This is a genomic window from Pseudomonas asplenii, from assembly GCF_900105475.1.
GTDB lineage: Bacteria > Pseudomonadota > Gammaproteobacteria > Pseudomonadales > Pseudomonadaceae > Aquipseudomonas > Aquipseudomonas asplenii.
The window spans coordinates 2,950,958-2,962,322 of the sequence record NZ_LT629777.1; the positions used below are offsets into that span (position 1 = coordinate 2,950,958).

12 protein-coding genes are annotated in these 11,365 nt (G+C 60.7%); 7 read left to right on the forward strand and 5 right to left on the reverse strand.

Annotation, left to right across the window (positions count from 1 at the left end; translation table 11 throughout):
• Position 1: 1 nt before the first annotated feature.
• The 3 genes from BLU37_RS13495 (at position 2) to BLU37_RS13505 (ending at position 3,582) form a co-directional block, all read left to right on the forward strand.
• On the forward strand, positions 2–1,159 hold the full coding sequence (locus tag BLU37_RS13495; RefSeq protein WP_090205604.1) for an ABC transporter ATP-binding protein: 1,158 nt from the start codon (positions 2–4) through the stop codon (positions 1,157–1,159).
• A gap of 92 nt (positions 1,160–1,251) precedes the next feature.
• Entirely contained in the window at positions 1,252–2,601 is a 1,350-nt protein-coding gene (locus tag BLU37_RS13500; protein WP_010448683.1) for a carbohydrate porin, read from the forward strand.
• Positions 2,602–2,727: 126 nt separating this feature from the next.
• Complete coding sequence (locus BLU37_RS13505) at positions 2,728–3,582, forward strand: D-hexose-6-phosphate mutarotase (RefSeq protein WP_090205608.1); 855 nt, start codon at positions 2,728–2,730, stop codon at positions 3,580–3,582.
• A 47-nt stretch (positions 3,583–3,629) separates the two neighbouring features.
• Here BLU37_RS13505 and BLU37_RS13510 read toward each other — a convergent pair whose 3' ends face one another.
• Positions 3,630–4,490: a MurR/RpiR family transcriptional regulator gene (locus BLU37_RS13510; protein WP_172833103.1), complete on the reverse strand. Its 861-nt coding sequence runs from the start codon at positions 4,488–4,490 to the stop codon at positions 3,630–3,632.
• Positions 4,491–4,701: 211 nt separating this feature from the next.
• On the opposite strand from BLU37_RS13510, the gene zwf reads away from it, so the two are divergent.
• The 3 genes from zwf to BLU37_RS13525 are packed head-to-tail and all read left to right on the forward strand — an operon-like array spanning position 4,702 to position 7,554.
• Positions 4,702–6,171: a glucose-6-phosphate dehydrogenase gene (gene zwf / locus BLU37_RS13515; protein ID WP_010448678.1), complete on the forward strand. Its 1,470-nt coding sequence runs from the start codon at positions 4,702–4,704 to the stop codon at positions 6,169–6,171.
• Positions 6,158–6,871: a 6-phosphogluconolactonase gene (pgl, locus tag BLU37_RS13520; protein WP_090205615.1), complete on the forward strand. Its 714-nt coding sequence runs from the start codon at positions 6,158–6,160 to the stop codon at positions 6,869–6,871. The genes zwf and pgl overlap by 14 nt, the downstream gene beginning before the upstream one ends.
• Positions 6,872–6,888: 17 nt before the next feature.
• On the forward strand, positions 6,889–7,554 hold the full coding sequence (locus tag BLU37_RS13525; RefSeq protein WP_090205618.1) for a bifunctional 4-hydroxy-2-oxoglutarate aldolase/2-dehydro-3-deoxy-phosphogluconate aldolase: 666 nt from the start codon (positions 6,889–6,891) through the stop codon (positions 7,552–7,554).
• 88 nt (positions 7,555–7,642) lie between these two features.
• Here BLU37_RS13525 and BLU37_RS13530 read toward each other — a convergent pair whose 3' ends face one another.
• Together BLU37_RS13530 and BLU37_RS13535 are read right to left on the reverse strand one after the other, a co-directional pair.
• A complete protein-coding gene (locus tag BLU37_RS13530; RefSeq protein WP_090205621.1) occupies positions 7,643–8,827 on the reverse strand; it encodes an aminotransferase class V-fold PLP-dependent enzyme in 1,185 nt (394 codons plus the stop codon).
• Positions 8,828–8,846: 19 nt separating this feature from the next.
• Positions 8,847–9,083: a DUF3820 family protein gene (locus BLU37_RS13535; protein ID WP_090205624.1), complete on the reverse strand. Its 237-nt coding sequence runs from the start codon at positions 9,081–9,083 to the stop codon at positions 8,847–8,849.
• Positions 9,084–9,289: 206 nt separating this feature from the next.
• Between BLU37_RS13535 and BLU37_RS13540 the strand changes: the two genes are divergently transcribed.
• Positions 9,290–9,754 carry a PA2169 family four-helix-bundle protein gene (locus BLU37_RS13540; protein ID WP_010448670.1) on the forward strand — a complete coding sequence of 155 codons (465 nt, stop codon included), beginning with the start codon at positions 9,290–9,292 and terminating at the stop codon, positions 9,752–9,754.
• A 73-nt stretch (positions 9,755–9,827) separates the two neighbouring features.
• On the opposite strand, the gene BLU37_RS13545 is transcribed toward BLU37_RS13540, so the two are convergent.
• Together BLU37_RS13545 and BLU37_RS13550 are read right to left on the reverse strand one after the other, a co-directional pair.
• Positions 9,828–10,304, reverse strand: coding sequence for a MaoC family dehydratase (locus BLU37_RS13545; RefSeq protein ID WP_010448668.1), 477 nt, complete (start codon positions 10,302–10,304; stop codon positions 9,828–9,830).
• A 60-nt stretch (positions 10,305–10,364) separates the two neighbouring features.
• Entirely contained in the window at positions 10,365–11,309 is a 945-nt protein-coding gene (locus BLU37_RS13550; RefSeq protein WP_019363396.1) for an alpha/beta hydrolase, read from the reverse strand.
• Positions 11,310–11,365: the final 56 nt, after the last annotated feature.

Here is an 11,365-nt window from a genome sequence, read left to right on the forward strand (position 1 = left end):
CATGGCAACGCTCGAACTTCGCAACGTAAACAAGACCTATGGCGCCGGCCTGCCGGACACCCTGAAGAACATCGAACTGTCGATCAAGGACGGTGAGTTCCTGATCCTTGTCGGGCCTTCGGGTTGTGGCAAGTCGACCCTGATGAACTGCATCGCCGGTCTTGAGAGCATCACCGGCGGCGCGATCATGATCGGCGACCAGGACGTCAGCGGCATGAGCCCCAAGGATCGTGACATCGCCATGGTGTTCCAGTCCTATGCGCTGTACCCGACCATGAGCGTGCGCGAGAACATCGAATTCGGCCTGAAAATCCGCAAGATGAGCCAGTCGGCCATCGACGAGGAAGTGGCGCGTGTCGCCAAGCTGTTGCAGATCGAACACCTGCTCAACCGCAAGCCGGGCCAGCTCTCCGGTGGACAGCAGCAGCGCGTGGCAATGGGCCGGGCGTTGGCGCGGCGGCCGAAGATCTACCTGTTCGACGAACCGCTGTCCAACCTCGATGCCAAGCTGCGGGTCGAGATGCGTACCGAAATGAAGCTGATGCATCAGCGCCTGAAAACCACCACCGTCTACGTCACCCACGACCAGATCGAGGCAATGACCCTGGGCGACAAGGTTGCGGTGATGAAGGACGGCATCATCCAGCAGTTCGGTACCCCGAAGCAGATCTACAACGACCCGGCCAACCAGTTCGTTGCCAGCTTCATCGGCTCGCCGCCGATGAACTTCATTCCGCTGCGCCTGCAGCGCAAGGACGGTCGCCTGGTGGCGCTGCTCGACAGTGGTCAGGCACGTTGCGAATTGCCGCTGAACACCAGCGATGCCGGTCTCGAAGACCGTGAAGTGGTCCTGGGCCTGCGTCCCGAACAGATTTTGCTGGCCAGCGGCGACACCGGCCTGCCGAGCATTCGTGCCGAGGTCCAGGTCACCGAGCCGACAGGTCCCGACACCCTGGTCTTCGTCACGCTCAACGACAGCAAGGTCTGTTGCCGCCTGGCGCCGGACGTGGCGCCACAGGTGGGTGAGACCCTGACCCTGCAATTCGACCCGGCCAAGGTGTTGCTGTTCGACGCCGCAACCGGCGAACGCCTGGGGCGGGCTGGGCAGTCCCAGCCTTTGGCTCTCGGTGACAACGTGGCGCAGTTCAAGGGCCGCTGAGTTCAGGATGGGCGGCTTACGTCGCCCGTCGCAATCGATGTAAACCACGTTCAATAAAAACTGTTAATAAAAATAAAGACGAGGATGTAGGGATGAAAAAGAGCAATACGAATATCCGTCTGATCTGCCAATTGTCAGCGGCGGCAGCGTTGGTCATGGCAGGCCATGCCATGGCTGACGAGGCCTTCAGCGCCGATTCCAAATGGATGACCGGAGACTGGGGGGGTGAGCGTACCAAGCTCATCGAACAAGGTATCGACATCAAGGCCGACTACGTCGGTGAAGTCGGTGGCAACCTGCACGGTGGCTACAACAACGACAAGACCGCGCGTTACGCCGACCAGTTTGGTCTGGGTGTGGCGCTGGATCTGCAAAAACTGTGGGGCTGGGATAACACCCAGGCCAAGATCCAGCTGACCAACCGTAACGGCCAGAACATCTCCAACGACCGTGTCGGTGATCCGCGTGCCGGTACCCTGAGTTCTTCCCAGGAAGTCTACGGCCGTGGTCACATGGTCCGCCTGACCCAATTGTGGATTCAGCACCAGTTCCTCGACGGCAAGCTGGACGTCAAGGCCGGTTACTTCGGTGAAGGCGAAGACTTCAACACCTTCCCCTGCGAATTCCAGAACCTGGCGTTCTGCGGCTCGCAAGCGGGTAACTGGGCCACCGGCATCTGGTACAACTGGCCGGTCAGCCAGGCGGCTCTGCGCGTGAAGTATCACATCACCCCCGAGCTGTATGCGCAGATCGGTGCGTACAACCAGAACCCGTCGCAACTCGAACATGGCAACGGCTTCAAGCTCAGCGGCAGTGGCACCAAGGGTACCGTGCTGCCGGTCGAACTGGTCTGGTCGCCGAAGGTCAACAACCTGCCGGGCGAATACCGTGTCGGTTACTACAAGAGCACCGCTCCAGCCAACGACGTGCGTGAGGACGTCAATGGTGGCGATGCCGCGTCGAGCGGCAGTGCCTATCGTGTTCATGACAGCAAGCACGGCTACTGGTTCGTTGCCCAACAGCAGCTCACCACCCACAACGGCGATGCTTCGCGCGGTCTGAACGTTGCGGCCAACGCGACCTTCCACGACAAGGACACCAACGTCGTCGACAACTACCAGTCGCTGATGTTCGTGTACAAGGGGCCGTTCGACGCACGTCCCAAGGATGACATCGGTATCGGTTTCGCCCGTATCCATGTCAACGATGACGTGAAGAAAAATGCCGAGCTGGCCAACGCAGCCATTGGTGTCAGTGACTACGACAACCCGCTGTACTCGCCACTGCGCGACACCGAGTACAACTACGAAATCAACTACGGCTTCCATGTCACCAACTGGCTGACCGTGCGTCCGAACCTGCAGTACATCACCCATCCTGGTGGTGTGGATCAAGTCGACAACGCCCTGGTGGCTGGTCTGAAAATTCAGTCGGTCTTCTGAGACCTCGGCTGATAAGCTCTCTCTCTATGTGCGCATCTTGCGGATGGTCGACCTGACCGTCCGCTTTTTTTTGCGCCTGTGGAGGCGTTGGCTTCCCGACGATAGAGATTCCAGGATTCGCGGCACATGCACGAACAACCGTTACAACGTTTCTTCAAATCCCGGCGCGAACAGCCGGTGTTCCAGTGGGAGCGCTTTCAACAGCGCGAAGTGCTGGTGATCGACCACCCGCTGTGTCAGGCGGTGTTCAGCCGCCAGGGCGCGCAATTGCTGCATTTTCAACCTCGCGGGCAGAAGCCCTGGTTGTGGTGTGCGGCGAAGTGGCCGCAGGTCGGGGCGATTCGCGGTGGCGTACCGGTGTGCTGGCCGTGGTATGGCCGTCATCCAAGCGAGAATGCCTGGCCGTCCCATGGTTGGGCGCGGCTGATCGACTGGAAGCTGTTGCAGAGCAGTTCCGATGAACAAGGGGTCAGCCTGCACTGGCGCTTGCAATTGTGCGATTGGCAGGTCGACCTGCACGCCTGCCTCGGTGAAAGCATGGATCTGCGCTTGAGCACCGAGCACCAGGACAGTGAACCTTGCCAGTTGAGTCATGCCTTGCACGCCTATTGGCGTATTGGTGACGTGGGTGAGGTAGCGCTGTCTGGGCTGGATGGCGCCCAGGGGTACGACCAGTTGAACCGCCAGGTTTGCCAACAGCAGGGCGAGTTGCGGGTCGAGGGGGGCTGTCAGCGGGTGTTCCAGCATGAGGGCGAGTTGCACCTCAAGGATCATGCCTGGCAGCGTGAGTTGTGCATCGATACCGGTAACAGCGCCGATACCGTGGTCTGGCATCCGGGGCCGCGGCCATTGCTGGGGGTGAGTTGGAGCGAGGTGACGGGGTTTGTCTGCGTCGAGGCGGCGAGTGGCGGCACCGACAGTCTGTGCCTGGCCCCGGGAGAGCGGGCGCACCTGAGTCTGCAGGCCCGCTCAGCACAATAAGTCCGCTCGCCCCGGTGAGGTGACCCAGGGGACCCGCGGCAGAGTGGTCAGTCGTACTCGTCGCCTACCGGATAACGGCTGGCGTTGAGGCTTTCCTTGATCTTGCGCAGGTGTGGCTGGAAATCCACGCCACGGCGCAGGGTCATGCCGGTTGCCAGTACGTCGAGCACGGTCAACTGGACGATTCGCGAAGTCATCGGCATGTAGATGTCGGTGTCTTCGGGCAGCGGAATGTTCAGGCTCAGGGTGCTGGCCTTGGCCAGGGGCGAACCGGCCGCCGTCAGCCCGAGTACGGAAGCGCCGTTGGCCCGGGCGATGCGCGCCACCTCCACCAGTTCGCGCGTGCGGCCGGTGTAGGAAATGATCACGAACAGTTCGCCGGTATGGGCCACCGAGGCGATCATCCGTTGCATCAGCACGTCGGCATGGGCCGTGACCGAAATGTTGAAACGGAAGAACTTGTGCAGGGCGTCCATGGCCACCGGCGCAGAGGCACCGAGGCCGAAGAAGTGGATCTGTCGGGCCTGGGTCAACAGGTCGACGGCGCGATTGACCAGATCCGGGTCCAGCACCTTGCAGACGCTGTCCAGTGAGGTGATGGCGCTGGCGAAGATTTTCTGTGTGTAGGCGTCGGCGGCGTCATCGGCCTCCACCGCACGGCTGACATACGCCGCGCCGCTGGCCAGGCTCTGCGCCAGTTGCAGCTTGAGTTCCGGATAGCCGCTGACATCGAACGAACGACAGAAACGGTTGACCGTCGGTTCGCTGACCGAGGCCGCCTGGGCGAGGGCGGCGATGCTGTAGCGGGTCGCCTGCTGTGGGTTGAGCAGGATGACTTCGGCGACTTTGCGCTCGGCCTTGTTCAGGTCTTCGAGGCGGTTCTGGATCTGTTCCAGCAAATTTCGCACGCGGTCCATGTGGGTGTTCCTTGGTTCTGCGATGCTAGGGAGAACGTGCTTTGGCAGCTCTCGGCGGTGGCCTATCCTACTGATGGTGCTTGTGGACCACCACTCGCAATCGTGATTTTGAAGAAATGTTGTAGTTATTACTACATTTTTTCCTTGAGTGATGCCTAGAAAAAAGGTATTTATCGTTTAACTTGATAAAAGAACAAACATCATGCCTTCGATAACGGTTGAACCGTGCACCTTTGCCTTGTTCGGCGCCCTTGGCGACCTCGCCCTGCGCAAGCTGTTTCCTGCCTTGTATCACCTGGATGGCGCGGGTCTGCTGCACGAGGACACGCGAATTCTCGCCCTGGCCCGCGAAGCCGGCAGTGTCGACGAGCACCTGGCAACCATTGCCAGCGAGCTGCGTGAGTTCGTCGAGGCGAAGGAAATCGACGAGGCGGTTGTCGAGCGTTTCCTCGGGCGCCTGAGCTACCTGCACGTGGACTTCCTCAAGGCCGACGATTACGTGGCCTTGGCCGATACCGTCGGTCGTAACGAACAGCTGATTGCCTATTTCGCCACACCGGCAGCGGTGTACGGCGCGATCTGCGAGAACCTGGCGAAGGTCGGCCTGGCCGAAAATACCCGAGTGGTCCTGGAGAAGCCGATCGGCTCGGACCTGGAATCCTCGCGCAAGGTCAACGACGCGGTGGCGCAGTTCTTCCCGGAGAACCGCACCTATCGCATCGACCACTACCTGGGCAAGGAGACCGTGCAAAACCTGATCGCCTTGCGTTTCGCCAACAGCCTGTTCGAGACCCAGTGGAACCAGCACTATATTTCCCACGTGGAAATCACCGTTGCCGAGAAGGTCGGCATCGAAGGCCGCTGGGGCTATTTCGACAAGGCCGGCCAGTTGCGCGACATGATCCAGAACCACTTGCTGCAACTGCTGTGTCTGATCGCCATGGACCCACCGGCGGATCTTTCCGCCGACAGCATCCGCGACGAGAAGGTCAAGGTGCTCAAGGCCCTGGCGCCGATCAGTCCGGAAGGTTTGACCACCCAGGTGGTGCGTGGCCAGTACATTGCCGGACACAGCGAAGGCAAGTCCGTGCCGGGCTACCTGGAAGAAGAGAACTCCAACACCCAGAGCGACACCGAAACCTTCGTCGCGCTGCGTGCCGACATCCGCAACTGGCGCTGGGCCGGTGTGCCGTTCTATCTGCGCACCGGCAAACGCATGCCGCAGAAGTTGTCGCAGATCGTCATCCACTTCAAGGAACCGTCGCACTACATTTTCGCCCCTGAGCAACGCCTGCAGATCAGCAACAAGCTGATCATCCGCCTGCAACCGGACGAAGGTATTTCCCTGCGGGTGATGACCAAGGACCAGGGCCTGGACAAGGGCATGCAACTGCGCAGTGGGCCGTTGCAACTGAATTTCTCCGACACCTACCACAGTGCACGGATTCCGGATGCCTACGAGCGTCTACTGCTGGAAGTGATGCACGGCAACCAGAACCTGTTTGTTCGTAAAGACGAGATCGAAGCCGCGTGGAAGTGGTGCGACCAGTTGATCGCTGGCTGGAAAAAGTCGGGCGATGCGCCCAAGCCGTACGCTGCCGGGTCCTGGGGGCCGATGAGCTCTATTGCACTGATCACGCGGGATGGGAGGTCGTGGTATGGCGATATCTGAGTTGAAACTGCCCGAGGGCGTGACGGTACGCGAGTTCCGCACGCCGACGCTGTTGGCCGAAGGCCAGGCCCAGGCGGTCGCGCAGCAGTTGCGCACGGCGATTGCCGCGCGTGGCGTGGCAACCCTGGTGGTCTCCGGCGGGCGCAGTCCGGTGGCGTTTTTCCAGAACCTGGCGAAACAGGACCTGGACTGGAGCAAGGTCGTGATCAGCCTGGCTGACGAGCGCTGGGTTCCGGTCGAGCATGCCGACAGCAATGCCGGGCTGCTCAAGCGCTATCTGCTGCAGGGACCGGCCGCCAAGGCGCGCTTTATCGGTTTGTACAACGCCGCGGCCAATCTGGACGAAGCGGCGCAGCATGCCGATCAGTTCCTGGCCGAATTGCCGGACATCGACGTGCTGGTACTGGGCATGGGCGATGACGGCCATACCGCTTCGCTGTTCCCGGACAGCCCGAACCTGTCGGCTGCGTTGCAGGTGGACGGCAGCCGGCGAGTCTGGCCGATGCTGGCGCCGACCGTGCCCCACCAGCGGCTGAGCATGAGTCGGGCCCTGTTGGCTTCGGCGACCTTTACCGTATTGGCAATTTCCGGTCAGTCGAAACTGACCACCCTGAACGCTGCGTTGGCGGGCGACGACTTCGCCGCCATGCCGGTTCGCGCGTTTCTGCAACCCCCCCTAGAGATTTACTGGTGCCCATGAGCCAAGGATCAGCCGCTATGACAAAAAATGCCCCGACCGTCTCCATGGTAGACAAGGTCGCCCTGATCGATGAGTTGTGCACCCGCGCCAGGATCCTGCCGGTCATTACCATCGCTCGCGAACAGGACGTGCTGCCACTGGCCGATGCCCTGGCCGCCGGCGGTCTGACTGCGCTGGAAGTAACCCTGCGTTCGCAGTTCGGCCTCAAGGCCATCGAGATCCTGCGCGAACAGCGTCCGGAACTGGTGACCGGTGCCGGTACCGTGCTCGATCGGCAGATGCTGGCGGCGGCAGAGGCGGCAGGTTCGCAGTTCATCGTCACCCCGGGCATTACCCGCGATCTGCTCGAGGCGAGTGTCGACAGCCCGATTCCCCTGTTGCCGGGCATCAGCAACGCCTCCGGAATCATGGAGGGTTATGCCCTCGGCTATCGCCGCTTCAAGCTGTTCCCGGCCGAAGTGAGCGGTGGTGTGGCGGCGATCAAGGCGCTCGGTGGTCCGTTTGGCGAAGTGAAATTCTGCCCGACCGGCGGTGTCGGTCCGGGCAATATCAAGAGCTACATGGCGCTGAAAAACGTCATGTGCGTGGGTGGCAGCTGGATGCTCGACCCGGAGTGGATCAAGAACGGCGACTGGAGCCGTATCCAGGAGTGCACCGCCGAGGCGCTGGCCCTGCTGGACTGATTCAGCCTTACCGAATTCGTTGTGTGTTGTACGGCTTTACGGTGCGCTTGGTCGGCGCACCGTTTTTTTTCGCCTGCAGAAAATGTGTTCAGCGACTCAGTTCAGCCAGCGCCTTGATCAACTGGTCAATGTCCTGCACCGAAGTGGTAAACCCGGGCGTGACCCGAATACATGGCCCACAAGCCGAGCCGCTGCGGGTCACGGTGAACAGGTTGTAGTCGTTGAGCAGCCGCTCGACCATCGCTTGCTGGTCTGCGTGGCGGGTGAAGCGCAGCGAGGTGATCGCGCCGTACAAGCGTGGATCGTCCGGGGTGACCACCTCGATCCCGGGCATCCTGCGTGCCTCGCTCACCCACAGGTCGCGCAGATAGTTCAGGCGCGCGCCCTTGGCCGCCGCACCGCCGATTTCCCGATGTTCGGCGAACACCGTCGGCAGGGTCATCAGTGCCGGAATATTCGGTGTGCTGTGGGGCGTGCGCGAGCGTATGTCGCTCAGCGGAAAGTGGCTCTCGCCCATGTCCGGGTCAATGTCCGCCAGGCGTTCGGGAGCGATGTAGGTCACCCCCAGGCTCAGCGGGGCACCGATCCACTTCTGCAGGTTGAAACCGGCAAACATCACGCCCAGTTTCTGCAAGTCGAAGTCGATTTGTCCGAGCGCATGGGCGCCGTCGAGAATCACCTCGATGCCATGCTCGGTGGCCGCCTCGACGATGGCCTGTACCGGCATCACCAGGCCGGTACGGTGGGTGACATGGGTCAACGCCATCAGCTTCAGGCGTGGGTAGCGTTCGAACGCCTCGCGATAGCTCGTCAGCAACGAATCGAAGCTGGCCGGGTGGGCGTGCTCGATACGGATCACCTGCACGCCGCGATAACGTTCCAGCCAGTTCAGTGCACCCTTGACCGTCTCGTATTCCAGATCGCTGTAGAGCACCTGGTCACCCGGTTGCAGCCGGTTGTAGTTGCGGATCAGCGTTTGCAGGGAGGCGGTGGCGTTAGGGCTGAAGGTGATCGATTGATCGCTGAGGCCCATGAGTTCGGCGAGGTCGGCACGAATCTCGACGATGCCGGTCTGGTCGAAATGCTGACGCACATGCACCGAGTTGCTGCGGTTGATGAAGTCGATATTGTGTTGGTAGTGCTCGATTACCCTGCGGCTCATGCGGCCGAAGTAGCCGTTCTCCAGGTTGATCGGACCCGGCTCGACGTCGTAGCGCTGGGCTACGGCTTGCCAGAAGTGCTCGTTGCGGGCGTTGTCTTCATTCCCTGGCATGGCGGGGCCTTTCCTTCTGTCAGTGACGGGGTTTGGGTTTGCCGTGTTTGGCGCGCAGCGGGTCAAGCAGATCGGAGAGTCCGTTGTGGTCGATCTCCTGCATCAACGCCAGCAGACCACCGAGTTCACCGTGAGGGAAGCCTTCGCGGGCGAACCAGTTCAGGTAGGTGCCGGGCAGGTCGGCGAGAATTCGCCCCTTGTATTTGCCGAAGGGCATTTCACGGGTGACCAGCAGTTCGAGTTTCTCAGGATTCATGCGGGGGCTTGCCTCAGGTGTTCACGCAAGGTGGAAAATACCGGCATTCTGCATGCAGGCCAATTGACAGATCATGCAAATAACCGTGATACAGTTTTTTCGTATATTTTTAAGTTATTGAAATTAAAGGTAAAAATTCTATATTTCAGGCTGGCATGGCGAGTGCAATGTTCTACTCAACTTCCACCACCAGAAGGAATTGAGTCATGACCGATGTGAATAAAGAAGCCATTTCGATCCTCAACCACCTGATCGAAGTCAGCAAGGACGGCCAGGAAGGCTTCAAGACCTGTGCCGAGGATATCAAGCATCCCGAACTCAAGGCGCTGTTCGCCAAACGTTCGAGCGAGTGTGCGGCTGCGGCTGCAGAACTGCAGGCCGAAGTGCGTAAGCTCGGTGGCGATCCGGAGACTTCCACCAGTGTCGCCGGCGACCTGCATCGTCGTTGGGTCGATGTGAAGTCGCTGTTTACCGGTAAGGGTGAAGAGGCAGTGCTAAACGAGGCCGAGCGTGGTGAAGACCATGCCAAGAAGGAGTATCGCGAAGCTCTGGAGAAGCTGGCCAAGCACAATATGCTGGGCCTGCGCGATGTGGTCGATCGCCAGTATCAGGGTGTGCTGCGCAACCATGACCAGGTCAAGGCGCTACGCAACATTGCTCGCGCCAGCTGATTGAGTGAGTGAATGAAAAAACGCCGGTTCAGCCGGCGTTTTTTTATGCATGTGTACAACCGCTGTCTGACCTTCAGACGCCGCCGATGGTGATCGGTGGCGGGCTGGTCAGGGTCACGGTCTGCTGTTTGCGGGGCGCAAGGATTTCCGCCTCGCCATCAACTACCAGCTCATCGCGCTGGTTGAACACGCGGGTGGCGATACGCACCCGAAACTTGGGCAGCTTCTCGAGGATTTCCAGGCGTACGGTCAACGTGTCGCCGATCTTCACCGGTTTCTGGAAGCTCATTTGCTGACCCAGGTAAATAGTGCCAGGCCCAGGCAGTTCGCAAGCGACCGCCGCGCTGATCAGCGCGCCGCTGAACATGCCGTGGGCGATGCGTTCCTTGAACATGCTCGCAGCGGCGAACTCGGCATCCAGGTGCACCGGGTTGTGGTCGCCGGACATTGCAGCGAACAGCTGGATGTCGCGCTCTTCCACGGTCTTGCTGTAGGTAGCGGTCTGGCCGACTTCGAGGGTTTCGTAAGGTGTGTTGGTCACCTGGGTCATCTGATACCTGTCCTGTGAAGATACTTTTAAAATCAAGCTATTGATTTTAAACGATAAAAATTATTCGGCATGCACCGGGCGACGATGCGCCAGGGTCTGCTCCAGCCACTGCAGCACGTCGTGGGTCACTTCATCGCGGTTGGTTTCATTGAAGAGTTCATGCCGCGCCTGTGGGTAGACGCTCAATTGCAGGTTCTGGCTACCTGCATTGCGCAATGCGTCGGCAAGATCCTTCAGACGCTTGCCCTCGCTGACCGGATCATGTTCGCCACCGATCACCAGCAACGGCAGGCCGGGGTCTATCTGCGCGAGGTTGCCGGGCTTGCTGATCTGCTGCAGGCCGCCGAGCATGTCGATCCACATCTGGTTGGTACAACGGAAGCCGCAGAGCGGGTCGGCGATGTACTTGTCGACTTCCTCCGGATCGCGGCTGAGCCAGTCGAAGGCCGTACGGTTGGGCTTGAAGGCCTTGTTGAAGGCGCCGAACGACAGCCAGTCGATCAGCGCACTGCGGCCGGTCGGCCCCTGGCGCCAGCGCTCGAATCGGGCGATGGCGCGGGCTGCGCGGTAGAGCGCAACAGGCTGGAAGTTCGAGCCGCTGAGTATTGCGCCCTGCAGGCTGGCACTGTGATGCAGCAGGTAGGCCTGGGCGATGTAGCTGCCCATGCTGTGGCCGAGCAGGATGATGGGCTTTCCAGGGTGCTGTTCGCCGATGTATTGGTCGAGGCTCGCCAGGTCGCTGACCACGGCGCTCCAGCCGTCCTGGTCGGCATAGTGCCCGAGCACCGCATGTTCGGCGCTTTTGCCATGGCCGCGCTGGTCGGGGGCGTACAGCCCGTATCCTGCCGCGCACAACGCCCCGGCCAGGCGGGCATAACGCCCGCTGTGCTCGGCCATGCCATGGGACAGCATGATCACCGCCACGGGCTCACCCTGCGGCAACCAGCGATTGACGTAAAGGCGGCTGTGGTCACTCGCGGTCAGCCAGAAGCTGTCATGGATCATGGCGGTTCCTTTGCACGGGATGAAACGAGGCAGATGAGGCAATGCGCAGTCGCCCC